Origin of the sequence: Prescottella sp. D32, from assembly GCF_037287305.1 — a bacterium.
Taxonomy (GTDB): domain Bacteria; phylum Actinomycetota; class Actinomycetes; order Mycobacteriales; family Mycobacteriaceae; genus Prescottella; species Prescottella equi.
Genome location: NZ_JARBSW010000001.1, coordinates 557,993 through 581,334 on the forward strand (window position 1 = coordinate 557,993; position 23,342 = coordinate 581,334).

Annotated in this window: 21 protein-coding genes; 9 read left to right on the forward strand and 12 right to left on the reverse strand. The window is 67.6% G+C overall.

Annotated elements, in window-relative coordinates; genetic code table 11:
- Positions 1-83: 83 nt before the first annotated feature.
- On the reverse strand, positions 84-1,025 hold the full coding sequence (locus tag PSS76_RS02610) for a LysR family transcriptional regulator (RefSeq protein WP_084969054.1): 942 nt from the start codon (positions 1,023-1,025) through the stop codon (positions 84-86).
- Between the two features lie 124 nt (positions 1,026-1,149).
- Here PSS76_RS02610 and PSS76_RS02615 point away from each other — a divergent pair, with 124 nt between their 5' ends.
- On the forward strand, positions 1,150-2,403 hold the full coding sequence (locus tag PSS76_RS02615) for an MFS transporter (protein ID WP_084969053.1): 1,254 nt from the start codon (positions 1,150-1,152) through the stop codon (positions 2,401-2,403).
- Positions 2,404-2,451: 48 nt separating this feature from the next.
- Here the strand turns inward: PSS76_RS02615 and PSS76_RS02620 are convergent, their stop codons facing one another.
- Positions 2,452-2,892 (reverse strand): DUF7832 domain-containing protein, encoded by a 441-nt coding sequence (locus PSS76_RS02620; RefSeq protein WP_005517116.1) that lies wholly within the window; start codon positions 2,890-2,892, stop codon positions 2,452-2,454.
- A 113-nt stretch (positions 2,893-3,005) separates the two neighbouring features.
- Entirely contained in the window at positions 3,006-4,145 is a 1,140-nt protein-coding gene (locus PSS76_RS02625; RefSeq protein WP_013417440.1) for an NADH:flavin oxidoreductase, read from the reverse strand.
- A gap of 164 nt (positions 4,146-4,309) precedes the next feature.
- Here PSS76_RS02625 and PSS76_RS02630 point away from each other — a divergent pair, with 164 nt between their 5' ends.
- Positions 4,310-5,227, forward strand: a complete 918-nt coding sequence (locus PSS76_RS02630; protein ID WP_069855470.1) for an amidohydrolase family protein — start codon at positions 4,310-4,312, stop codon at positions 5,225-5,227.
- Positions 5,228-5,236: 9 nt separating this feature from the next.
- Here the strand turns inward: PSS76_RS02630 and PSS76_RS02635 are convergent, their stop codons facing one another.
- The 4 genes from PSS76_RS02635 to PSS76_RS02650 form a co-directional block, all read right to left on the reverse strand.
- Positions 5,237-6,022: a VOC family protein gene (locus PSS76_RS02635; protein WP_069855471.1), complete on the reverse strand. Its 786-nt coding sequence runs from the start codon at positions 6,020-6,022 to the stop codon at positions 5,237-5,239.
- A gap of 133 nt (positions 6,023-6,155) precedes the next feature.
- On the reverse strand, positions 6,156-7,697 hold the full coding sequence (locus PSS76_RS02640; RefSeq protein WP_022598311.1) for a GMC family oxidoreductase N-terminal domain-containing protein: 1,542 nt from the start codon (positions 7,695-7,697) through the stop codon (positions 6,156-6,158).
- 249 nt (positions 7,698-7,946) lie between these two features.
- Positions 7,947-8,699: an SDR family NAD(P)-dependent oxidoreductase gene (locus PSS76_RS02645; RefSeq protein ID WP_005517125.1), complete on the reverse strand. Its 753-nt coding sequence runs from the start codon at positions 8,697-8,699 to the stop codon at positions 7,947-7,949.
- 19 nt (positions 8,700-8,718) lie between these two features.
- Complete coding sequence (locus PSS76_RS02650) at positions 8,719-9,660, reverse strand: 3-oxoacyl-ACP reductase (protein WP_013417438.1); 942 nt, start codon at positions 9,658-9,660, stop codon at positions 8,719-8,721.
- A 285-nt stretch (positions 9,661-9,945) separates the two neighbouring features.
- Here PSS76_RS02650 and PSS76_RS02655 point away from each other — a divergent pair, with 285 nt between their 5' ends.
- The gene (locus tag PSS76_RS02655; RefSeq protein ID WP_081184127.1) at positions 9,946-11,565 is read left to right on the forward strand and encodes an acyl-CoA synthetase; all 1,620 of its coding nucleotides are present in this window, start codon (positions 9,946-9,948) and stop codon (positions 11,563-11,565) included.
- A gap of 66 nt (positions 11,566-11,631) precedes the next feature.
- Here the strand turns inward: PSS76_RS02655 and PSS76_RS02660 are convergent, their stop codons facing one another.
- Together PSS76_RS02660 and PSS76_RS02665 are read right to left on the reverse strand one after the other, a co-directional pair.
- Positions 11,632-12,117: a nuclear transport factor 2 family protein gene (locus PSS76_RS02660; RefSeq protein ID WP_005517129.1), complete on the reverse strand. Its 486-nt coding sequence runs from the start codon at positions 12,115-12,117 to the stop codon at positions 11,632-11,634.
- Positions 12,118-12,226: 109 nt separating this feature from the next.
- On the reverse strand, positions 12,227-13,108 hold the full coding sequence (locus tag PSS76_RS02665) for a TIGR03619 family F420-dependent LLM class oxidoreductase (protein WP_013417436.1): 882 nt from the start codon (positions 13,106-13,108) through the stop codon (positions 12,227-12,229).
- A gap of 275 nt (positions 13,109-13,383) precedes the next feature.
- On the opposite strand from PSS76_RS02665, the gene PSS76_RS02670 reads away from it, so the two are divergent.
- Positions 13,384-14,277 carry an IclR family transcriptional regulator gene (locus PSS76_RS02670; RefSeq protein WP_337455821.1) on the forward strand — a complete coding sequence of 298 codons (894 nt, stop codon included), beginning with the start codon at positions 13,384-13,386 and terminating at the stop codon, positions 14,275-14,277.
- Between the two features lie 96 nt (positions 14,278-14,373).
- Here PSS76_RS02670 and PSS76_RS02675 read toward each other — a convergent pair whose 3' ends face one another.
- Positions 14,374-14,898 carry a flavin reductase family protein gene (locus PSS76_RS02675; RefSeq protein WP_005517134.1) on the reverse strand — a complete coding sequence of 175 codons (525 nt, stop codon included), beginning with the start codon at positions 14,896-14,898 and terminating at the stop codon, positions 14,374-14,376.
- Positions 14,899-15,153: 255 nt separating this feature from the next.
- Between PSS76_RS02675 and PSS76_RS02680 the strand changes: the two genes are divergently transcribed.
- The 4 genes from PSS76_RS02680 to bphC all read left to right on the forward strand — a co-directional run bounded on the left by PSS76_RS02680 (position 15,154) and on the right by bphC (position 20,284).
- Entirely contained in the window at positions 15,154-16,020 is an 867-nt protein-coding gene (locus PSS76_RS02680; RefSeq protein WP_013417433.1) for an alpha/beta fold hydrolase, read from the forward strand.
- A gap of 14 nt (positions 16,021-16,034) precedes the next feature.
- Positions 16,035-17,723, forward strand: a complete 1,689-nt coding sequence (locus tag PSS76_RS02685) for an FAD-binding protein (protein ID WP_005517137.1) — start codon at positions 16,035-16,037, stop codon at positions 17,721-17,723.
- A gap of 442 nt (positions 17,724-18,165) precedes the next feature.
- Positions 18,166-19,338: an acyl-CoA dehydrogenase family protein gene (locus PSS76_RS02690; RefSeq protein ID WP_005517139.1), complete on the forward strand. Its 1,173-nt coding sequence runs from the start codon at positions 18,166-18,168 to the stop codon at positions 19,336-19,338.
- A 40-nt stretch (positions 19,339-19,378) separates the two neighbouring features.
- Positions 19,379-20,284 (forward strand): biphenyl-2,3-diol 1,2-dioxygenase, encoded by a 906-nt coding sequence (gene bphC, locus PSS76_RS02695; RefSeq protein ID WP_005517141.1) that lies wholly within the window; start codon positions 19,379-19,381, stop codon positions 20,282-20,284.
- Between the two features lie 94 nt (positions 20,285-20,378).
- Here bphC and PSS76_RS02700 read toward each other — a convergent pair whose 3' ends face one another.
- Positions 20,379-21,554: an alpha/beta hydrolase gene (locus tag PSS76_RS02700; RefSeq protein ID WP_337455822.1), complete on the reverse strand. Its 1,176-nt coding sequence runs from the start codon at positions 21,552-21,554 to the stop codon at positions 20,379-20,381.
- 113 nt (positions 21,555-21,667) lie between these two features.
- Between PSS76_RS02700 and PSS76_RS02705 the strand changes: the two genes are divergently transcribed.
- On the forward strand, positions 21,668-22,483 hold the full coding sequence (locus PSS76_RS02705; RefSeq protein WP_064076293.1) for a DUF72 domain-containing protein: 816 nt from the start codon (positions 21,668-21,670) through the stop codon (positions 22,481-22,483).
- Positions 22,484-22,561: 78 nt separating this feature from the next.
- On the opposite strand, the gene PSS76_RS02710 is transcribed toward PSS76_RS02705, so the two are convergent.
- Positions 22,562-23,260 carry a hypothetical protein gene (locus PSS76_RS02710; RefSeq protein WP_064076292.1) on the reverse strand — a complete coding sequence of 233 codons (699 nt, stop codon included), beginning with the start codon at positions 23,258-23,260 and terminating at the stop codon, positions 22,562-22,564.
- Positions 23,261-23,342 lie beyond the last annotated feature (82 nt).

Sequence of the window (23,342 nt, forward strand, 5' to 3'; positions counted from 1 at the left end):
GGTAGGGGTGCCGGCCACAGCGGGGTGCGGGTCACGCCAGGGTCGGAGTTCACGCCGCTCCGAGTGGCCGAGCGGCGTGCCCGTCAGTCAATTCGCGTGGCCCAACTCGGTGTCCAAAGTCGTCCCGGTGGGATGACTCGAGAGGTACCTAGGTAGCGACGCAGCGCGGCCAAGGCCGGATGTGGGTTTCCGTTCCGATGGACGAGTGAATGCGGGTAGACGGGGGTCGGATCCGTGATGGGAATGCGCCGCAGGCCGTGTGTGGCGGGCCAGACGTATCGGTCACCGGCTCCCACGAGCGTTGCCAAGGTGGGGGAGCCAGCGAGCGAATCCATCAGCGCCTCAGCTCCGAAGTCGGGCCCGACGGCATCGATGGACAGACCGGACGACTCCCCGAGCTCGTCGTAGAAGGAGCCCCACTCGGTGCCCGGTTTGATCCCCGGGATCCAGATGCGATGCCCGGTCAGGTCCTGCGGGCGGAGACCCGGTGCGCCGGCGAGTGCGTGGTCCGGTCCCACGAGCAGTTGGAGCGGATCGTCGAGTACCCGTTCCACGGCCACAGAACCGGGCAGTTTTCGTGGAGGCACCGGCACGGAGCGGAACGTCGCATCGATCGATCCGGCGAGGACAGCATCGATCGCCGCGGTCACGTCGGTGTCCGGTAACGCCACCACGTCGAGGTCCATGTCCGGGTGAACTCGGTGGAAGTTGCGCAAGGCGAGGGCCGGGGCGATCCGTCGGTTCAGGACATCCACGCGCAACGTACGTCCACCCGGACGAACGGACGCCGTCGCACGGTCGATCACCCGCAGGACTTCGCGGCCGTGCGGAAGGAAGGCTCGACCATCCGGCGAGAGCGCCGCGCCCCGTGCTGTCCGCACGAACAGCGTCACTCCGAGGGCGCGTTCCAGATTGGCGATCCGTTTGGACACGGCCTGCTGGGTGATGCGCAGATCCACAGCGGCCTCCTGGAACTGTCCGGTCTCGGCGACGGCGACGAACGTTCGCACGGCTTCGATGTCCACCCGTCAGACCCTACGGATACAACGCGCGGTTGTGGCTCGCGGCGCCGGTGGTTGTTTGCGCCTGATCGACGAGGTTGGTCGAATTCTCGCTGTCGATGTTCCGTTGCGGGGGAGGGATTTTCACATGGGACGACCGGATCTTGGACGTCCGTTCGGATGGTTGTGGGCGGCGTTCGCGGCGTCCACTGCGGGGACCTGGTTGGGTTTCGGCGCGTTCCCTCTGATCGCCATCCTGGTCCTCGACGTGGGCGCTCTCGGGGTGTCCGTCCTGGCGGCGGTGGGGCTACTGGTGGGGGCCGTACTGGCTGTGCCGCTCGGGCCGTGGGTCGAGGCCCATCGGAAGAAGCCCGTGATGATCGCTGCCGACATCGCCCGGTGCGCGGCATTGCTCACCGTCCCGCTGGCCTATGCGCTGAGCTTGTTGACCTACGCGCAGCTACTCGCAGTGTCGATCGTCAGTACTGCTTCGAATATCGCTTTCACCGCCGCGAGTGGTGCCTACCTGAAGCAGATCGTGCGCCCGGACCATCTCCTGACGGCCAATGGCAGGTTCGAGTCGACCACGTGGACAGCCACCGCGGTCGGACCCACGCTGGGTGGCGGCGCCATCAGTGCTCTCGGCCCCGTCGTCACGGTGATCGGCAACGCCACGGGATTCCTCCTCTCGGCGTTGAGCATCGGGATGATTCGCGACCCGGAACGCGTCGGGTCCACGGCGAAAGCGGCGAAGTTTCGGGTTTCGGACGTGACCGAGGGATGGAAGTTCATCAGCGCCGACCGACAGTTGCTTCGGCTGTTCTGGAACACGGTGGCTGTCAACGCGCTCATCATGGCCACAGAACCGCTGATCGCTGTTCTCCTGCTCGGTGACATGGGCTGGGCGGCATGGCAGTACGGGATCGCCTTCGGATTGCCGTGTATCGGTGGCTTCGTCGGCGCCCGGCTCGCTACCGGTCTGGCCGCCAGGTACGGGCGGGGCCGCGTCCTCGTCGTCTCCGGGGCGCTGCGCGCGGTGTGGCCGGTGTGGCTGGTCCTGGTGATGCCGGGAGCTGCTGGTGTCGTGCTCGTCATCGTCGTCGAACTGGCCCTCATCACCTGTATGGGGGTGTTCAATCCGCTGTTCGCAACCGCGAGACTGCAGCGGGTTCCGGTGGACCGCGTCGGGCGGGTGATGGTGGCCTGGAACGTCACCGGTACCGGATCCATCGCTGTACTGACCGGCCTGTGGGGGCTGTGCGCCGCGATCACGGACGCCCGCATCGCCATCGGAATCGCGGGCGCCCTGCTCCTGGTGACTCCGTTCCTGCTTCCCGGGAAGCGGCATCTCGACAACGAGGTCGCCGCTCCCGGACATCAGGTGCCCGTGGCGTCGCACTGAGGACGTCGCACCGAGGACTCGGCGCGCCGACCGTTGCGGGTCGGAGCCCTACGCGACGAACTGCGGCCGCCCGCTGTCCAGCCATGCGTGGAAGCGGTCGCCGATCCGGTCCGCGATCCGGTCGTAGGTCTCCCAGGTGTCTTCCACCCGGTAGATCTCTTCCGCGGTGGTGTCGAACTCGTCGCAGTAGTCGTCGAGGTAGCGGGAGTCGTCGCCGCGGCCCGCGTAGTACGCGACGGCGAACGCGTTGCCGTCGGCGGTGAGGTCGTCGCTGGCGAACCGCTCGTCGAGCACCTTCATGAGGAAGGCGCCGGGGGTCGTCTCCCGCGTCTCGAGCGGTTCGAGTCGGTCCTCGACCCCTTCGCTCGCGAAGCCGGTGAGCAGGCACCACGCCACGAACATGCCGATGTGGGTGCCGGCCGCAGCCTGGGGGAGGTCGTCGGGGAAGTCGCCGCCGTAGTGCCAGTCGGCGTCGTCGTACTGCGTCAAGGATCGGTTCCTTCGATTCCGGGCTGCGTGGCTGTTGCCGCACAGACGAACCGGTCGCCGCAACGCCTCGCGGAGGTATTGCGGCGACCGGGTGGATCATGTCGAGCTGGAGGTTACGTCAGCGAGCCCTCGTGGACGTCACGGACGAACTCGGGCAGCGGCTCGCCGGCGCGCAGGCGCGAGGCCAGCGCCGGGTCGGCCAGGTGCAGGCGGCCGATCGCGATCAGGTCGAACTCGCCGCCACCGATGCGCTTCTCGAGTTCGGGGATGTTGTCGACGACCGGCGCCGAACCGTCGATGCGGCTGTCGCGCAGCGACTTCCCGATGCCGACGCTGCCGACGGCCATCGTGATCGCGCCGGTGACCTTCTTGGCCCAGCCGGCCAAGGACACGTCGCTACCCTCGAACGCGGGGATGTCGAAGCGGCGGATGCTGGCGTCGAAGACGTCGACCCCGGCGTCGGCGAGCGCACCGAGGATCACCTTCAGTTCGTCGGGAGTCTCGGCGATGCGCGCGGTGTAGTTCTGCTGCTTGTGCTGCGAGAAGCGGTAGAAGATCGGGTAGTCCTCGCCGATCTCGGCGCGAATCGCCTTCACCACGGCGACGGGGAAGCGGGTACGGCGCTCGAGGTCGCCGCCCCACTCGTCGTCACGCTTGTTGGTGCCTTCCCACAGGAACGAGTCGAGCAGGTAGCCGTGGCCGCCGTGCAGGGCGATGCCGTCGAAGCCGACGTCGATCGCGTTGCGGGCCGCACGGGCGAACGCCGCGATGACGTCCTGGATGTCCTGCTCGGTCATTGCCTCGGTGGGCTCCTGGACCCACGAGGTGTACGACTCCGGGTACGACGTCGTGCCGAGCGGACCCCACTCGCCGGACGGGCGCATCGGCTTGACCGCCGGGTCGACCTTGCTCATCGCGCCCCACAGCGGGCCGACGTGCCACAGCTGCGGAATGATCTTGCCGCCAGCTTCGTGCACGCCGTCGACGACCTTGCGCCAGCCTGCGAGCGACTCCTCGCCGAACAGGCGCGGCACGCGCGGGTTGTCGACCGCGGTCTCGTGGTCGATCGCGACACCCTCGGTGACGATCAGCCCGGTCCCGCCCTCGGCGCGGCGGCGGTAGTAGCCGGCGACGTCGTCACCGGGGACGCCGTCGATCGAGTAGGAGCGCGTCATCGGCGACATGACGATGCGATTCGCGAGTTCGAGCGAACGCACCTTCAGCGGCTGGAACAGGGGAGATGAAGAGGTCATGTCGTCTGCGCCTTTTCGGGATCGTCGTAAACCAAGCAAGTGCTAGGTAGCGTTTCAGGCGGTTTCCGGACCCGTCAAACCGGGGTCTCACTCAGCGCAAACGTCCCGAGACTAGGGTCGGCAGGTGTGCTCGGGGCCACTCGAGTCACCGAACCGAGAGGGGCATGACCGTGTGTGAATCAGCGGTGGGGACGGAACTCGACCGGGAGTCCGAGGCGGCCGGGGTGATCGCCTTCCGTGAGGCGCTGGGCCTGTCCGCGCTGATCGACGTGCACACCCACTTCATGCCCAAGAACGTCATGGACAAGGTGTGGGCCTACTTCGACTCGGCGGGACCGCTCACCGGTAGGGAGTGGCCGATCCGGTACCGGTCGGAGGAGGAGACGCGCGTCGCGCACCTGCGGGAGTTCGGCATCGCCAGGTTCACCTCGATGCTCTATCCGCACAAGCCCGAGATGGCGGCGTGGCTCAACCAGTGGGCGGCCGATTTCGCGGCCCGCACCCCCGACTGCCTGCACACCGCCACCTTCTATCCGGAGGAGTCCGCTGCCGGGTACGTCGCGTCGGCGCTCGACGCGGGTGCGCGAGTGTTCAAGTCGCACATCCAGGTGGGCGACTACGACCCGAACGATCCGCTGCTCGACCCGGTGTGGGGACTGCTCGAGGATGCCGGCACTCCGATCGTGATCCACTGCGGTTCCGGACCGGCGCCCGGCCGCTACACCGGCCCCGACCGGATCGCCACGCTGCTCGCGCGGCACCCCCGCCTGGTGCTGATCGTCGCGCACATGGGAATGCCCGAGTACACCGAATTCCTCGACCTCGCCGACCGCTACCCGCTGGTGCAGCTGGACACCACGATGGCGTTCACCGACTTCACCGAGGCACAGATCCCGTTCCCGCGCATCGAGGTTCCGCGTCTGCGTGACCTGGGAGATCGGATCCTGTTCGGCAGCGACTTCCCCAACATCCCGTACTCGTACCTCGACGCGCTCGAGGCCCTCACCCGCTTCGACCTGGGGGACGACTGGCTGCGTGCCGTGGTGCACGACAACGCGGTGCGCCTGTTCGGGATCGACTGATCGCGCAGCTCAGGGTGATTCGGGCTGCATGACGCTGAATACCGCGTCCTGCGGGTCGGCGAGTACCGCCATCCGGCCCACCGTTGCCACCTCGAACGGGTCGGCCATCAGCGCGCCGCCTTCCCTCGCGGCGGTTGCGACGATCGCGTCGACGTCGTCCGTGCAGAAGTAGACGTGCCAGTGGTTGGGGACATCGGGGCGCGGTGGCGTGACGCACCCGCCCACGCCGTCCTCGTGGACCTGCAGGACGGTGTACTCGCCGTCCGGCATCGGCATCGGCATCACCGCGGCACCCAGGCCCACGACGGCGGCGTAGAACGCCAGCGCCGACGACGGGTCGTCGGTGATCAGCTCGTTCCAGATCAGCGTGCCGGCCTCGTTCACCAGGGTGGCGCCGATGTGCGCGCGGGCCTGCCACAGCCCCACCTGTGCGCCCGTTGGGTCCGCGACGAACGCCATCCTCCCGGCATCCCCGACGTCGAACGCCGGGAGGATCAGCTGCCCGCCCGCCGGTTCGACCTTCGCGGCCGACGCGTCGGCGTCGTCCACCGCCAGGAAGGTGTTCCACGTCGACGGAGTATCCGCCGGCGGGGCGCCCGCGGGAAGCGGAGCTATCGCCGCGATCTGCTCGTTCCGCAGCGTGGCGATCGCGTAGACCGTGTCCTCGAGCATCGGCCGATCGTCGTACGACCAACCGAACAGTGCGGTGTAGAACTCCTTGGCTCCGGCCTGGTCCGACGTCTGCAGATCGACCCAGCTGGGTGTGCCCTCGGAATAGTTCGAACGGGTAGACATCGCGATGTCCTCTCATCCGCTTCGACGCGTGAAGAAAACGTGGTCGAGTGGGATCGTTCGTGGAAAGGCTATCGCAGAGCGGGGCCTGCCCGCGTCCCCCGGAGCGCAGGCGGGGACGCGGGCAGGCGGGTCGTCACTGGATGTCGGACGAGATGATCTTGTCCATGTTGCGCTCGGCGAGCGCGGTGATCGTGACGAACGGGTTGACGCCGACATTGCCGGGGACGAGCGAGCCGTCCACGACGTACAGGCCGGGGTACTCGGGCAGGCGGCCGAAGTTGTCGGTCGCCTTGTTCAGCAGCACGCCGCCCAGCGGGTGGTATGTGAAGTCGTCGCCCCACGTCTTGTACACGCCGAACAGATCGGTCCGGTAGATCGTGCCTTCCTTCTGGTTGATCTTGTCGAACACCTTCTTGGCCATGTCGATGCCCTTCTGGTTCTGCGACTGAGCCCAGGTGAGATCGACCTTGCCGGTGCCCGAATTGAACTGGAAGCGAGCACGTTCGGGGTTCTTCGTGATGGCCAGGTACAGGCTGACGTAGGTCTCGAGCCCGGCCGGCAGCGGGGCGATCTCCGCGAAGATCGGTGCCGTCGGGTCGGCCCAGTTGTCGATTCCCATCGTCGGGATGGTGGCCTGCTTGGATCCGGTGGCGTCCCACATGTGGTTCGCGCGGCCCACCATGATGTTGCCGTTGTTGCCCCAGCCCTCGCCGACCTGCGACGACAGGTTCGGCAGGTGGCCCTGCGCCTTCATCGAGACCAGGAGCTTGCTGGTGCCGACGCTGCCGGCCGCGAAGAACACCCGATCGGCGGTGACGACCTTGGTGGCGACGACGTTGCCCTGCTCGTCGATCTGTTCCATCGTCACGCTGTAGCCGCTGCCGGTGGCCGGCGCGACCTTGGTGACGCGGTGCAGAGTCGTGATCGTCAGCTTCCCGGTGGCCGCGGCCTGCGCGAGGTAGGTCTTGTCGAGCGACTTCTTGCCGGCGTTGTTGCCGTAGATGACCTCACCGCCGAGGCCCGACTTGGTGACCTGGCCGGCAGCCTCCTTCTTCATGTACTCGAAGTCGTACACGTTGGGCACGAAAGCGGTTGTGAAACCCGAACGTTGGGCGGTCTTGCGGCCGGTGCGGGCGAACTTGTACCACTCGGTCGACTCGAACCACGCCTGGTCGATGTTGTTGACACCCAGACCGGTGTTGGCGCGCGGGAAGTACTTGTTGTACATCTCGTTCGAGTCGACCGACGGCAGGATCTCCTCGAAGTAGTTGCGCTTCGGGGTGACTGCCATACCGCCGTTGACGAGCGAGCCGCCGCCGACGCCGCGGCCCTGGTAGACCTTGATGCCGGAGAACCGCTCGGAGTCGAGGACGCCGACGTACCGGTCGATGCTCTTGTTGATGCCGAAGCCCATGAAGTTGCTGACCGGCTGATCGGTCTTGTCGGCCAACCACATCGAGCGCTTGTCGGGGTTGAGCATCCCGCAGAAGATCTTGCCGTCGGAGCCGGGGGTGTCCCAGCTGCGGCCCATCTCGACGATCTGCGTGGGGATTCCGGCCTGCGTCAGCCGCAGCGCGGCGACGGCACCGCCGTATCCACTGCCGATGACGAGGGCAGGGACGCGGTCGCCGTCGGCGAGGGTGCGGCTGGGGGCTGCGGAGGCGGAGGTCGACATCGACGAGAGCGCGATGGCTCCCGCGGTCAGACCTGCGCCCGCAAGGAATCGACGGCGTGAGACGGATGCAACCCCCCGAGTCGCATCGGCTCTGTTCGCCCGGCTATCGGTCATGGAACTCCTCTGTCGGCGGTTTGGTAGGTGGTCCACTTCACAGCGGACTGCCAGGCTTTATACCGCCGACAGAGGAGGTTACGAGGCAGTACCGGAAAATTGGCACACCTCGGACATGGAGTTGTCGGAGCGCGATCAGCGCAGCTTGAGGCTGCCGCCGTCCGCCATGACGGTCTGACCCGTCATGTACTTCGAGTCGTCGCTCGCCAGGAACAGTGCGATCGGGGCGATGTCGGTCTCCGGATCGCCGATGCGCTGCAGCGGAACCTTGGCGATGGTCGCGGCGGCCCGCTCGGGGAACGCCTCCTGCCACGCCACGACTCCCTCGGTGGCCGCGAACGGGCACAGCACGTTGACCCGGATCTGGTCCGCGGCCCACTCGTTGGCGGCGACCCGGCTGACGCCCCGGATGGCCTCCTTGGCCGCCGCGTACGACGTCTGCGTGGGCATGCCCTCGAGCCCGGAGCTGGAGCCGAAGTTGATGATCGACCCCTTCGACTCCTTGAGCTGCGGGTAGCAGGCCTGCATGAGGTGCACCGTCGGGTAGAAGCCGGTGCCGAAGGAGAGGTCGAACATCTCCTGCGTCTGCTCGAGCAGCGGAGCCTGACGGGACGCGTGCGCGTTGTTGACGAGGATGTCGATACGGCCGAACGCCGCGACCGCGGCGTCGCGGATCGCCTCGGCCGAATCCTTCTGCGAGATGTCGACGTTGAGGAACTTGCCCTCACCGCCGGCCTCCGCGATCTCCTTCTCGAGTGCGAAGCCGTTCTCGTCGCTGATGTCGACGAACAGCACCTTCGCACCCTCGCGCGAGAACACCCGGGTGATCGCGCGCCCGATGCCACCGGCACCGCCGGTGACGATGGCAACCTTGCCCTGAAGCCTCATGAAGAGTCCGCCGTCCGGATCAGACGCCGGCGGGCGCGTCGGTGGCGAGGGCGATCTTCTCGAGGCCCGCGACGCTGTACGCGGCGTAGGTCTCGTACGGGCCGCGGCCCGAGAAGTACGGCGTCATCTGGCCGGCCAGCTCCTCGACGGAGAACTCGGAACCGGCTGCATCGAAACGGTTCTCGACCTGCGGCGCGGCCATGAGGGCGACCATCTTGCCGTAGACCACGAACACCTGGCCGTTGATCTCGTCCGACGCGGGCGACGCGAGGTAGCGGACCAGCGTGCCGACGCGCTCCGGAGCCAGCGGGTCGAGACCCTGCGTGCCGGTGTTGTTCTCGGTGCCGAACGCCTCCGCGGTCATCGCGGTCCGGGCGCGGGGGCAGATCGCGTTGGCGCGCACGCCGTAGCGGGACAGGCCGGCGGCGGTGGAGAGGGTCAGCGCGGTGATACCGGCCTTGGCGGCCGAGTAGTTGGGCTGGCCGGCGGAGCCGAACAGGAACGCCTCGGACGAGGTGTTGATGACGCGACCGTAGATCGGGCCGCCGGCGTCCTTGCTCGCCTGACGCCAGTGCACGGCCGCGGCGTGCGACGTCGCAGCGTGGCCCTTGAGGTGCACGCGGATGACGTCGTCCCAGTCCGACTCGGACAGGTTGAAGATCATCTTGTCGCGCAGGATGCCCGCGTTGTTGACCAGGATGTCCATCGAGCCGAAGTTGGACACGGCCTCCTGGATCATGCGCCCGCCGAGCGACCAGTCGGAGACGTCGCCGGTGACGGCGAGGGCCTGCCCACCGGCCGCCTTGATCTCGTCGACGACGTCGTGGGCGGCGGAGCCCATGTCGTTCACGACGACGGCGGCACCGGCGTCGGCGAGGGCGAGCGCCTCGGCGCGGCCGAGACCGGCCCCGGCGCCGGTGACGATGGCCGTCTTACCGGCCAAGCTCAGAGAATCCACCATGTCAGGCTCCTTCAGGTTCCGTGCGATGCAATCAAACTAGTATTCATTCTAGTTTTGGCACAAGGGTCTTGGTCCATCCCGTTCCTCCGTCGCCTCGGGATGCTCCCGCAGATGATGCGGCATCGCCTCCGCCTGTGCTGGCGGAACCCCAGTTCTCCCCGTCGGGCTATTGATCAACCAATAGGAATATGTTCTACTCGGCAGGTTGTGATCTCAGGCACACGAGGGCGGGGTTTGTGGTAGAACGCACTGTTGCTCGATGTGCGATTCACCGAAGGGCCGGATATGACTCTCAATCTCGCTGATCTGACCGAAGCCGTCATCGACGCCGTACCGGACAAGGTCGCGCTCGTGTGCGGATCCGAATCGCGGACGTTCGCCGAGTTCGACGCCGCTGCGAACCGGATCGCGCACCACCTCGCGGAGCAGGGTGTCGGCCCCGGGGATCACGTCGGCCTGCACGCGCGCAACAGTCTCGAGTTCGTCGAATCGCTGCTCGGCTGCCTCAAGATCCGCGCCGTCCCGGTCAACGTCAACTTCCGCTACGTCGACGCGGAACTCACCTACCTCTACAACGACGCGAAGCTGGCCACCGTCATCGCCGACGGCGAGTTCAGCGACGTCATCGCCGATGTCCTGCCCAAGTGTCCCGAGCTGCGGCACATCGTGCTCATCGGCGAGCCGGCCGGACCGGCACTGGCGGACGCCGCTGCCGCCGCCGACGTCTCGGTCGTCGACTATCACAAGGCTTCCGCCGCGCAGTCCGCAGACCGCGACTTCCCGGAGCGCAGCGCCGACGATCTCTACGTCATCTACACGGGCGGCACCACCGGCATGCCCAAGGGTGTGATGTGGCGGCACGAGGACTTCTACCACGCAGCACTCGCGGGCGGCGCGATCATGGGCGGCGACCCGATCCTCTCGCCCGCCGAGCTCGGCGCCGCCGCGGCGGCGAACCAGTTCGCGATGACGTACCTGGTGACTGCGCCGCTGATGCACGGTGCGGCGTCCTACTCGCTCTTCACCTGCATGTTCATGGGCTCCAAGCAGGTCCTCATGTCCAAGTACGACCCGGTCGAGGCGCTCGAGCTGGTCGATCGACACAAGATCAACACCGTCATGGTCGTCGGCGATGCGATCGCCCGTCCGCTCGCCGACGCGATCGAGCAGCACGGCGACCGATTCGATCTGAGCTCGCTGTGGATCATCGGTTCGGGTGGCGCGCTGTGGTCGGCGAGTGTCCGCGGGAAGCTCAACGAGCTGCTCCCCAACGTCTACCTCCGGGACGCGTTCGGCTCGTCGGAGTCCGGCAACGACGGCGAGCTGAAGAAGGACGAGGACGGCCTGCTGCGCATGCCGCCGTCGCCGAAGGCTCGCGTCGTCGACACCGACTTCTCGACGATCGAGCCCGGTTCCGACAACGTCGGCTACCTCGCCCGCGCCGGACACGTGCCGCTCGGTTACTTCGGTGACCCGGAGAAGACCGCGGCGACGTTCCCCGTCGTCGACGGCGTGCGGCTCTCGGTCCTCGGTGACCTGGCTCGCGTCGAGGCGGACGGCACCATCGTCGTGCTCGGCCGCGGATCGTCGTGCATCAACACCGGCGGCGAGAAGGTCTACGCCGAGGAGGTCGAGGAGGCACTCAAGAGTCATCCCGGTGTGCTCGACGCACTCGTCGCCGGCATCCCCGATCCCATGTACGGGCAGCGCGTGTCGGCCGTCATCTCCACCCGCGAGGGCGTCGACGATCTCGACGAGGACGACGTGATCGCCCACTGCCGGACCAAGATCGCCGGTTACAAGGTGCCGCGCACACTCGTCGTGGTCCCGGAGGTCGTCCGCTCGCCTGCGGGTAAGGCCGATTACCGTTGGGCGAAGGCAACTCTCGAATCCGCCTCCCAGTAGAGTCCTACCGCTCGACGACACGGCCCGCCTCGCGATCAGCGAGGCGGGCCGTGTCGGTACGGGAGGTCAGCTGCCGGCGCGGCCGAGCAGCTCGGGGGCCTCGGGGCGGCCGTCGAGCACGCGCGAGGTGCGGCGCTGGATCTGCCACGTGCCGTCGATCTTCTTCAGGTCGAAGCGGTTCGCGGTCACGCGCCACACGCGGAACGAATCCTCGTCCTGGTTGCGCAGCAGCAGCTGCGAGTGGCACGTGGCGACGGCCGTGTCGCCGTCGACCACGATGTTGACCGGGTCGAGCAGGTGGCCGCAGCCGTTCTTGATGTAGTCCTGGTGGGGGCTGGTGCGGACCATCTCCATGATCTCCGCGCGCCCGTTCATGTTGCGGATGTCCACGTCGTACACGGCGTCCTCGGCCCACAGTGCGCCGACCTTGTCGGCGTTGCCGGCGTCGACGGCCGGGCCGTACGCGGTGATGAGCTCCTGGATCGCGAGCTTGTCCTCGAGCAGCTCGACCCGCTCGATCAGTGACTGGACGAGCGCAGCGGTATCGGTCATCGGATCTCCTTCGGTGTATGTCCGGCTATCGGGTGAAACGTGAAACCTGTTGCGTGCGAGCCCCGATCGGTGTCCGATCCGGGCTCGGTGGTGCAGCGGCGTCCCGCGGTCAGCGGGGTGCGGGATCGAACTCGATGCCCAGTTCGGCACCGAGTTCGCGCAGGGATTCGAGCTGATCGCAGTAGTGCGCGCAGTCGGTCGCGGAGATCGACGCGCTGGCGATCGTGGCGCCGGCGTCGCGGCGGCGTTCGAGCGCCCGGAGGGTGCGGTCGCGTGCGCCCAGCGGGTCCAGAGGCGCCCCCGCGCTCAGTACGACGTCGAAGTGCGCTGGGACGTCTACCTTTTCGAGCATGCCACGAAGTTCGTCGACGCTCAGGCCGAACGGCGCCCAGCCGTCTCCGTGTGTCGTGGCGCGGCGCAGCGAACGCATCGTGCGACCACCGATCCACAGGGGCACCCGGTCCTGCACGGCGTGCGGTTCGACGAGCAGTCCGTCGTAGTCGTAGTAGGTCCCGTGGTACTCGGGCAGGCTGCGCGAGAGCGATGCGCGGAGCGCGGCGAGGGCGTCGTCGGCGCGAGCCCCGCGGTCCTCGAAAGGCGCGCCCAGAAGATCGAACTCCTCGCGCAGCGTGCCGACGCCGAGGCCGAGGATCAGCCGTCCTCCGCTCACGACGTCGAGAGTGCCGTAGCGCTTGGCGATCTCGAGTGGATGGTGGTAGCCGAGCACGAGAACCTGGGTGGCGAGCCGGATCCGGGTGGTCCGGGCGGCGAGGAATCCCAGCGTCGCGAGCGGATCCCAGTACGTGCCCCCCCGTGCGGCGGCGACCTCCACCGGGACCGCGACGTGTTCGCTGCAGGTCAGGTGGTCGTAGCCGAGACGGTCCGCGGTCTCCGCGATGCGGGCGAGGTCGGCGATACCGGCGTCGCGCTCCCACGGGGAGTGGGCGTCGGGGTGCAGGACCACGACTGGGGAGACGATTCCGATGTGCATCCCTACAGCTCCGTTGCTGGATCGGCCGGTGTTGCTTCGTTCTACCGGACGGCGGAGGGGCCTTGGGCCCGTTTTTCCGGTGACCGGGAGTCTGATCGACTCGGACGGCGGACGACGGTGCGAGCGGGCATGATCGGGTGTCCGATTCGGACAAACAATCGACCGGAAAAAAGTCCCGCCTAGCGGGACTTTCCTGCTAGCCTGTCAGAATTGATTTCAGTTTTGCGTCGGATTGCCCCTCTGATCAGGGGCTCAGATGTTGCTTGGAGGTGTCGATGACAGTCGTCGATTCCGGTGAGTCGGTCACCACGCCGGCCCCGCGCCGTGAACTGCCGCCTTCGATGGTGGAGCGGATGACCCTGATTCTCGACGCGTTCGACGGTCGCGCATCGCGGCTCACGCTCGAAGAAGTGGCGTGCCGTACGCAGTTGCCGCGCTCGACCGTGCACCGGATTCTCGATCAGTTGGTGCGGCTGAACTGGGTGGAACACGCCTCGTTCGGCTACTGCCTCGGCCGGCGTGCGCTCGGCCTCGGTGGCGGCGACGGCGGGCACAGTGAGATCCGCGCTGCCGCCGCGCCCCTGCTGCACGAGCTGCACATGCAGACCGGCATGGTCGTCCATCTCGCCGTGCTCGACGGCAGCGAGAGCGTCTACCTCGACAAGGTCGGCGGGCGTTTCGCGTCGACGCTGCCCTCGCGAGTGGGCGGCCGCGGACCGGCCTACTCCACGGCCGGCGGGAAGTCCATGCTGGCGTGGCTCGACCCGGAGCGGGTCGACAGCCTGTACGAGGCGCGGCTGAGTCGCTGCACCGACCGGACCATCACCGACATCGCGACCCTGCACCAGGAACTCAACCGGATCCGGCAGCGTCGGGGCCTGGCTTTCGAGCGCGGCGAGTCCGTGCGCGGCGTGGCCTGTGTCGGTGTCGCCGTGCGCGGCTACGAGGGTCCGGTCGCCGGAATCTCGCTGTGTGGCGACGCGCGAACCGCCCAGCTCGAGCGCGTCGCGCCGCTCGTGGTCGACGCGGCCCGCGAGGTGTCGCGCACGCTCTACCCCGACATGGGTGCTCCCCGGCGCGTGCGCCGGGCGCCCGAGCCGCCCGTCAACACCTGGTCCGCGGACGCGATGGATCGACTGCTGTCGATCCAGAGCGGGCAGTGGATCTGACGGGTACCTCCCGACCGCACCAACGGGAACTGGCGGCACACTTCCACTTCGGAAGGGTGCCGCCAGTTCCCGTTCGAGCGGTGTGGCCGGTGGCCGTCAGACCAGTTCGGGAGCTCCGATGCCGAACTTGCCGCGGAAGAACACCATCGGGCGTTCCTCGCACACCGTGTCCAGCTCGAGCACCCGGCCGATGATGATGTCGTGGTCACCGGCGACGTGGACCTCGTGCACCTCGGCGTGCACCCGCATCAGCACGTCCGGCAGCGACGGGGTGCCCCAACGGGAGACCTCCCAGTCGAGGTCCTCGTACTTGCGGCCCTTGCTCGACCCGAAACGGGAGCACAGGTCCGACTGGTCCTCGTGCAGGACGTTGACGCAGAAGCGGCCGGTCTCGCGGATGCGGGGCCAGGCCCGGCCGCGGTGATCGGCGCAGATGAGGATGAGCGGAGGCTCCAGCGAGACGGAGGCGAACGACTGGCATGCGAAGCCCACCGGGCCCTCGTCGTCGAGACCGGTCACCACGGTGACACCCGTCGCGAACTGGCCCATCACCCGTCGCATGTCCGCCGGAGTCGGCTCTGCTCCCAGCGTGATCTCCTGTGCAATCGCCTCTGTGGACATGGGGCCACCTCCGATTCGATGAAACTGCTCGGCGTCCGCTACGCCGAAGTCGATGTTTGCGAGCGTATGGCCGCAGGTCCGCAGCCCTGAATTGCTGTCTCGATCAGCGGAACCGCCCTCGGCGGGGGTGACCTCGACCAGAGGTGGTCTCGCTGATCGGGATGCGATATGGCCCACTTCGACGCGGACTGGCACCCTTCCGCCGGATGGGCTGTGACCCGGATGACATTTTTTGCAACGGACATGAGGCTGACGATGGCTATTGAGATCAGTTACGAGGATTCCAAGCGGGAACTGCACACCGATCAGGGTGTGCTTCGGTACCACCAGGCCGGCGACGGTCCGCCGCTGCTGCTGCTGCACGGTTCAGGTCCGGGTGTCACCGGTTGGCGCAACTACCGCGGCGTCATCGGCGACTTCGCGGAGCACTTCACCTGCTATGTCCTCGAGTTCCCCGGCTTCGGCGTGTCCGACCCGTGCGACGGCCACCCGATGGTCGAGGCAGTCGGCGCCGTACCGGCCTTCCTCGAGGGCCTCGGTCTGGGTCCGGTCGACATCATCGGCAACTCGATGGGCGGTGTCGTCGGCGCCCGTATCGCGATCGCGCGTCCCGAGCTCGTCAACAAGTTCGTCTCGATCGGCGGCATGGGCAAGAACGTGCTCTCGTCCAGCCCGGGCGAGGGCATCAAGCTGCTCATGGAGTTCACCGACAACCCGACCCGCGAGGGCCTCATCCGCTGGCTGCAGTCGATGGTCTACAACCCTGCCGTGGTGACCGAGCAGCTCATCGAGGAGCGCTGGGAGCTCGCGACCGAGCCCAAGACCCTCGAGATCGCCCGCCGCATGTACAGCAGCAAGGCCTTCGCCGCGATGGCCGCGGCCAACGCGCAGGCCGACGGCACCCCGTACTGGGCGCAGTTCGGCAAGATCAAGGCGCCCACGCTGCTCACGTGGGGACGCGACGACCGCGTCAGCCCCGTCGACCTCGGCCTGCTGCCGATGCGCGACATCCCCAACGCCGAGTTCCACGTGTTCCCGAACTGCGGGCACTGGACGATGATCGAGGCCCGCGACGCCTGGGTTGCGTCGGTGCTCTCCTTCCTCCTGCGCGACCGTAAGTGAGCTGACGAATCACCATGGCTGAGAACAACAACTTCGACACCGTCGTCGACTTCCTCGTCGTCGGCAGTGGCGGCGGCGGCATGGTCGCCGGCATCACGGCCGCCAACCGCGGCATGTCGTCCCTGATCATCGACAAGGGCAAGACCTACGGCGGGTCGACGGCGATCTCCGGCGGTGGCATCTGGATCCCCAACGCGCCCGTCCTCGTCCGCAAGGGCGCCGGCGACTCGCGGGAATCGGTGCGCCGCTACCTCGACATCGTCACCGAGGGCAAGGTGTCCGACGAGCGTCTCGACGCGTACATCGACAACGGCCCGCCGATGATGGAGCTGCTCGAGCGCAGCCCCCACATCGAGTTCTACTGGGTCAAGGGCTACGCCGACTACCACCCCGAGTACGACGGGGGACGCCCGCTCGGCCGTACCGTCGAGTGCACTCCGTTCGACACCCGCAAGCTCGGTGAGGACGAGAAGTACCAGCGCCCCAACAGCATGAAGGGCCCGTTGGGCCTGTGGGTGACGAGCAAGGACTACCACGACCTCGCAATGGTCAAGCGCACCTGGGCCGGTCGCCGGGCGTCGCTCGTCGCGGCGTGGCGGGTGTCGTCCAACGTGATCCGTCGCCGCCACATGTCCACCGGTGGCCGCGCGCTCGTCGCACGGATGCGCATGGCGCTCAAGGATGCCGGCGTTCCGCTGTGGCTCCGGACGTCGATGAAGGACCTGATCGTCGACGACAAGGGCGCCGTCATCGGTATCACCGCGGAGCGCGAGGGCAAGCTCGTGCGTATCGGTGCCCGCAAGGGTGTCCTGCTGGCCACCGGCGGTTTCGAGCACAACAACGCGATGCGCGCGGAGCACCTGCCCGAGCGTGGCGTGGAGAACATCAGCATGGGCGCCCGGGAGAACGTCGGCGACGGCATCGTCGCCGGCCAGAAGCTGGGTGCTGCAGTCGATCTCATGGACGATGCGTGGTGGATGCCGTCGGTCATGCACCCGATGGGTGCGGTCATCCCGCTGGTGTCGGAGCGCTCGATCCCGCCCTCGGTGATCGTGAACAAGGACGGCAAGCGGTTCACCAACGAGTCGGCGCCGTACGTCAACTTCGTGCACGACCAGCTCGAGGGCGGCCACGTGCCGGCCTACTTCATCATGGACAGCAAGGCCCGGTCGCGGTACCCGTTCGCGCAGGTTCTGCCGGGGGCCCCGTTCCCGCAGGGCTTCTACGACAAGGGCATCGTCCACAAGGCGAATTCGCTCAGCGAGCTGGCCGAGCAGATCGGTGTACCGACGCAGAACCTGCTCGAGACCGTCGACCGGTTCAACGGCTACGCCCGCACCGGCAAGGACGAGGAATTCGGCCGCGGCGACAGCGCGTACGACCGGTACTACGGTGACCCGACGATGAAGAACCCGGCCATGGACGAGATCGTCAAGGGCCCGTTCTACGCGATCCGCATCGAGGCCGGCGACCTGGGCACCAAGGGTGGCCTCGTCACCGACGCCGACGCGCGCGTACTGCGTGAGGACGGCTCGGTCATCGACGGTCTGTACGCCACGGGCAACACGTCCGCATCGGTCATGGCGAACGAGTACGCCGGCGCCGGCGCCACCATCGGCCCCTCGATGGTGTTCGGGTACGTGGCCGCGAACCGCGTCGCCGACAGCGACGTCGAGCGCGTCGTCGGATCCGGCGAGAAGTAGTCCGGAAGTCTCTCGAAATGCTCACTCAGTGGGACTGGGAAACCGGCTCTGACGTGGCCGAATTCCAGTCCCGCTGAGCGGGAGATGTTTTGTTCTCCCGGGCCGATTCCTGGGACCGTTCGATACACACGATCAGCGCAAGCGGTTGCGTTGATCCCCGATCCGCACCAGGAGGGCGCATGCTCGCGAGCACTGCTTTCCGTCCGAATGCGGGTACCCGGGGCGCCGCGGCCGATATTCTCGTCGTCGGTGTCCTTCCCAGCTTCCTCGAGCATGCCGCGCGCATGCCAAGCCTCACGGCGCACCCGAACCGAGATTCTCGGCTAGGCCGGTCGCCCGAGCTTGCCGGAGGACAGGAAAGACCAATTGCTCTAGAACGCAACCGGTCTGGCCGTTAAGAATTGATCCGCGTCGTGGGATCGCAGAGAGAGAGCTGATAGCTATGGGTCAGGTTTTGGACAACATCATGCAGTTCGCGGACGAGATCCGCGAGGGTGGCATCGAGGGCGAGAAGCTGATGCGCCTCTCGGACGGCAACGCGAAGCGCGTGCGCGACGCCGGCGTCATCCGGATGCTGCAGCCGAAGGAGTTCGGCGGCCTCGAGGCCCACCCGCGCGAGTTCGCGGAGACGGCCATGAAGCTGGGCTCGGTCGACGGCTCCACCGGCTGGGTGTCGGGCATCGTCGGTGTCCACCCGTGGGAGATGGCCTTCTTCGACCCCAAGGCGCAGCAGGAGGTCTGGGGCGAGGACGTCGACACCTGGATCGCGTCGCCGTACGCCCCGATGGGTGTCGCAGTGCCGGTCGACGGCGGCTACATCCTCAACGGCCGCTGGTCGTTCTCCACCGGCAACGACCACTGCGAGTGGGTCATGATCGGCGCTCTCGTCGGCGACCAGAAGGGCGTGCCGACCGGCAAGATCCTGCACGTGCTGGTCCCCAAGGCCGACTACACCGTCGACCACGAGAGCTGGAACGTCGTCGGCCTGCGCGGCACCGGCTCGAAGGACTTCACCGTCAAGGACGCCTTCATCCCCGAGTACCGCACGATCGACGCCGAGATCGTCCTCAGCGGCAACGGCGCCAAGCACGCCGGCCGCGACGAGACGCTGTACAAGTTCCCGTTCTCCTGCATCTTCCCGCTCGGCATCTCCTCGTCGCTGATCGGCATGTGCGAGGGCGGTCTCGCCCTCTACATCGCCGCGCAGAAGGAGCGCGTCGCGGTCACCGGTGTCCCGATCAAGGAGGACCCCTACGTCCTGTACGCCATCGGTCAGGCCGCCGACGAGATCAACGCCTCGCGCGTCGCGATCCTCGAGACCGTCGACCGCTTCTGGGACAAGACCGAGAAGGGTGAGGTCGTCACCTTCGAGGAGCGCGCCATCGGTCGCCGCACCCAGACCAACGCCGCATGGCGTGCCGTGAGCGCCCTGGACGAGATCTTCGCTCGCGCCGGCGGCGGTGCCATGAAGGTCACGCTGCCGCTGCAGCGCTTCTGGCGTGACGCGCACGTCGGCCTCACGCACGCCATCCACGTGCCGGGCTCGATCAACCACGCGTCGGCGCTGACGCAGCTCGGTGGCGAGCCGCAGGGCGTCCACCGTTCGATGATCTAGTTCGAACCCAGCTGAATTCCTCACTCAGGGACGGATTGATATGACGGACATTCGGGGTCTCGGTTACCTCAGAATTCAGACCCAGGACATCGCCCGCTGGCGTGAGCTCGTCGTCGACGGCCTCGGCATGGCGACCGGCTCGGGCCCCGACCCGGACGGCCTGTACCTGCGTCTCGACGAGCGGCGTGCGCGCCTGATCGTCCTGCCGGGCGACACCGACAAGGCTCAGGCCGTCGGCTGGGAGGTGCGCGACCACTTCGCGCTGCAGCGCGTCCGTGAGGCCGTGGAGAAGGCCGGCATCGCCGTCGAGGAGCTCTCCCTCGAAGAGGCCGACTACCGGGACGCCGAGAAGGTCATCGCGTTCGACGACCCGGCCGGCACGCGTGTCGAGGTGTTCTTCGGCCCCGTGCTCGACCACAGCCCGGTCGTGACGCCGCACGGTGGCCGCTGGGTCACCGGCGAGCAGGGCCTCGGCCACGTCGTGCTGCCGACGGCCAAGTTCGCGGAGTCCTACGCCTTCTACACCGAGGTGCTCGGCTTCCTCCCGCGTGGCGCCATCCGGCTGCAGGACGGCGTCTCGCGCGTCCGCTTCCTCGGCGTCAACCAGCGTCACCACAGCCTGGCGCTGTGCCCGGCGCCGCCGACGGAGGAGCCCGGCCTGGTGCACCTGATGACGGAGGTCGACACCCTCGACGCCGTCGGTCAGGCGCTGGACCGTGTCGCCAAGCTCGGCTTCACGATCTCCTCGACCCTGGGTCGCCACACGAACGACAAGATGATCTCGTTCTACGTGCGAGCTCCCGGAGGCTGGGACCTCGAGTTCGGCACCGAGGGCATGCTGGTCGACGAGACCTTCTACACCGCCGAGGAGATCACGGCGGACAGCTACTGGGGTCACGACTGGTCGGCCTCGGAGCCGCTGAAGGCGTTCATCCCGAAGGCCTGATCACCCGGTAGGTGGTGCTCGACGCGACAGGGCCCCGCACGGATTCGTCCGTGCGGGGCCCTTCGTCGTGCGGGGACCTCTGTCGTGCGGAGGGTCAGACCGGAAGGTCGAGGGAGCGCGCCAGCGTCGGCCATGCCTGCGGCAGCCGGTCGCGCCAGTACGCCCAGCCGTGGATGCCGATCGCCTCGTACTCGAACGTCGCCGGGATGTTCAATTCGTCGAGGCGGGCGTCGAGGAGACGGGTGCAGCCGTTCGCCAGCACCTCCATCGGCCCGCCGATGAACACCCGGTCGAACCAGTCGGACGCCGCGGGATCCTCGTACTTGCCGGGCACACCCGACGCCACCGACACGTAGATGTCCATGCCACGCAGGGCCTCGGCGTTCCGGACGCTGTCGTGGGCGACCCACCCCGGGCCACCGACCTCGCCCCACACGTTGGCGATGTCGCCGCCGCGCGACGACACCGTCGACTGGACGCTGAGCCGGCCCAGGTCGTCGACCGTCGAGTAGCAGCCGCTGAAGACCGCGATGCCGCGGTACATTCCGGGATTGCGGTGGGCGAGCATCATCGCACCCTGTGAACCCATCGAGATGCCGAGCAGCGACTTGACTCCGTTGGTGTTCAGCCGGGCGTCGAGCAGCGTGGGCAGCTCCTGGGTGATGAAGGTTTCCCACTTGTGCAGTCCGACGCCCGGATCGATCCGGTCCCAGTCGGTGTACATGCCGGAGACTCCGCCGTTGATCATCACGACGTTGACGTTCTTGTCCGCGAGGAAGTCCGGCGCGCCGCCGATCGTGACCCACCCGCTGGTGTCCTCACGCGCGTCGACGCCCTCGAGCGCGTAGATCGACGGGCGCGGCACCGAATTGTCCTTCGGAAGGAGCACTTCCACGCCGACCTCGCGGCGCAGCGCCGGCGACGCGACGGTGAAGCGCACGAGCCGATCGGTCTTCTGCTCCTCGCCGGTGATGGCCGCGGCGGCGATGTCGTCCCGCAGCGGTGGCAGCGGCGGGTGCTCGTTCTGGAGCGGGCCCGGAATCACCGACCCGGCGGTGACGCTGCCGTTGTCGGAACTGGCGGCAGCGCTGCCGCTCGACCCTGCCGCGGCGCTGCCGAGGCTCCCGGTGCTTCCGGTGCTTCCGGTGCTTCCGGGCGCGGCCGCCGCTTCGCCGGCCAGCGGCAAGGCCACCAGTGCCGCGAGCGATGCGCCCACCACGCCCCGGCGCAGTCGACGTCTCGCCGCGCGTCTCGGATCTGAACCCCACATGGAAGAAAATCCCCCTACATCTCGAATCTGGCGATCAGTAAGGTACCCCGACCTCGGGACAGGAGTTACCGAGTCCGAGGAATCGTCGATCGGACGGACTACACTGCGGCCGCATGGTGGACGTCCGTGTCGGCATCTCCGGGTGGGTGTACCCGGGATGGCGCGGTGGCTTCTATCCGAAGGGCCTCGTGCACCGGGACGAACTGCGGTACGCCGCAGAGCACCTGACGTCGATCGAGATCAACGGGTCGTTCTACGCGCTGCAGAAGCCGTCGAGCTTCGCGAAATGGCGTGACGAGACACCTGACGGCTTCGTGTTCGCCGTCAAGGGTGGCCGCTACGTCACGCACATCCGGCGGCTCCGGGACGTGGAGGTGCCGCTCGCGAACTTCTTCGCCGCGGGCGTCCTCGCGCTGCGCGACAAGCTGGGGCCGATCCTGTGGCAGTTGCCACCGAACATGCAGTTCGACCCCCGGCTGCTGGAGGAGTTCCTGACGCTACTGCCGCGCACCACCTCTGCGGCGTGCACGCTCGCGGCCCGTCGCGACGACAAACTCTCCGACGACCGCGTCCTCGACACCACCGACGCCGAACGCCCCATCCGGCACGCGCTCGAGGTGCGGCACCCGAGTTTCGCTGTTCCGGACATGGTCTCGATCGCCCGCGACCACGGTGTGGCGCTGGTGCTGGCCGACACCGCCGGTCGCTATCCCCGGATCGACGAGGACACCGCGGACTTCGCGTACGCCCGGCTGCACGGCGACGCCGAACTGTACGCCAGCGGCTACACCGACGACGCGCTCGACCGCTGGGCCGAGAAGGTGCGCCGGTGGACGGCGTCCGGGCGGGACGCCTTCGTGTACTTCGACAACGACATGAAGGGCTACGCCCCGTTCGACGCGATGGGGTTGCTGCGCAGACTGGGTTGATGCGGACTGCGGAAAGGCCCGTCGTTCCGGGCGTCTCCCGATCTCCGCTCGCCTCCGCGGCGCCACGGGTCGGTCCGCTCACGCGTGACTGCGCACCTTCTCGACGGTCCGGGTGAACACGTCGTCGAACTCGGTGCGAAACTCCTTGCCGTGGTAGGCCAGCACCAGCACGGTGTAGTCGCCGACTGCGGCGTATCCCAGTAGCACCTCGTCGTCAGCCCAGTTCGGATTGTCGGAGTGCGTGACCTCGGAGACGATCACAGCGTCCTCAGACGCGAGCTCGGGCGGTAGATCGAGTCGTTCGGTGCGGACCGTGCGGCCGAAGGAAGCCGGGTCGTCGTAGGCGACGGTGTACGTTGCGCACGATCCGGTGTGGGCATCGGCTATTCGCTGCACGTCCAGGTCGGCCTCGCTGACCAGCATGATGTACGCGCGGTCGTCTCCGAGAAGTGCGCCGGCGGCGGAACCGTTGTCGACCAACCCGATCCGAGCCCCGTCCGAGTAGGCGTTCTCGGCCTCGCACGCGGGTGGATCGAACGTCGTCGTCGCCTCCGATCCGTCGCCGGTGCTGGGTGCGTCGAGTTTGAGGCTGAGGACCATCTGGTCCTCGCGGGGGAGTCGCTCGACCACGGCGCCGGGCGGAAGGTCCGCGGCGCCGGGCAGCAGGCTCACGCGGAATTCCTCCTCGCTCACGGGCGGCGCCGCGTCCGTGGCCCCGCAGCCCACGACGCCGAACAGTCCGGCGATCCCCAGCACCGCAACTCGATACCTCGACATGTTTCCTCCCCGTCGGGTGCCGCAGTCGAGACACCTGTGCAGACGGTATCGGGCAAAACGGTCGATCGTTACGTTGATCCTG